The 801-nt window shown below is 67.2% G+C and carries 1 protein-coding gene; it reads left to right on the top strand.

The annotated features are described in order from the left end of the window. Positions 1 to 592, top strand: a 592-nt coding sequence (locus SRB5_RS35770; protein WP_153458040.1) for a class I SAM-dependent methyltransferase, incomplete at its 5' end; no start/stop codon positions are given. Positions 593 to 801: the final 209 nt, after the last annotated feature.

Below are 801 nucleotides of genomic sequence, written 5' to 3' on the forward strand. Positions count from 1 at the left end.
CCCAAACCCCTGGCCCCTGACCTACAACCTCCCCCCAGACCTCCCCCCACCCCTGACAGGCCGCCCGGTCACCAACCACGCCGGCATCTTCAGCCCCGACCACCTCGACATCGGCACCCGCCTCTTCCTCGCGAACCTGCCACCCCGTACAGGCCCGGACCACGTCATCGACCTCGGCTGCGGCAACGGAGTCGTCGGCACGGCGGCAGCCCTGGCCAACCCCGACGCGACGGTGCTCTTCACCGACGAGTCGTACCAAGCGATCGCCTCGGCGGAGGCTACGTACCACGCCAACGCGACCCCGCCTTCAAAGGCGACCTTCGAGGTAGCCGACGCCCTCACAACATCGCCCCCCGCCTCGGCCGACCTCATCCTGAACAACCCCCCGTTCCACACGCACCAGGCCACCACAGACCGCACAGCCCTCCGCATGTTCCGCAACGCCCACCGCACCCTCCGCCAGGGCGGCGAGTTCTGGCTTGTCGGCAACCGCCACCTCGCCTACCACGTCCCCCTCAAACGCCTCTTCGGCAACAGCACGGTGATCGCGAGCAACCCGAAGTTCGTCGTCCTCCGGGCGGTCAAGCGGTAAGGCGGGCCTAGTACTTGGGCCCGACGTGAGCGTCCATGAGGGCGACGGAGGGCCTGTCGCGTGGTTTGTGTATGCCCGGTATGACCGGTTGGCATCAGAGTGACTGGTGCCGGGAAGGATCATCATGGGCAAGGCACGTGGCTCCCACAACAGTTCGGACATCGTACGCACGGGAGCCGAGTTGATGCAGCAGCAGGAGAAGGACGCGG

The sequence above is a fragment of the Streptomyces smaragdinus genome (assembly GCF_009604385.1).
Taxonomy (GTDB): Bacteria; Actinomycetota; Actinomycetes; order Streptomycetales; family Streptomycetaceae; genus Streptomyces; species Streptomyces smaragdinus.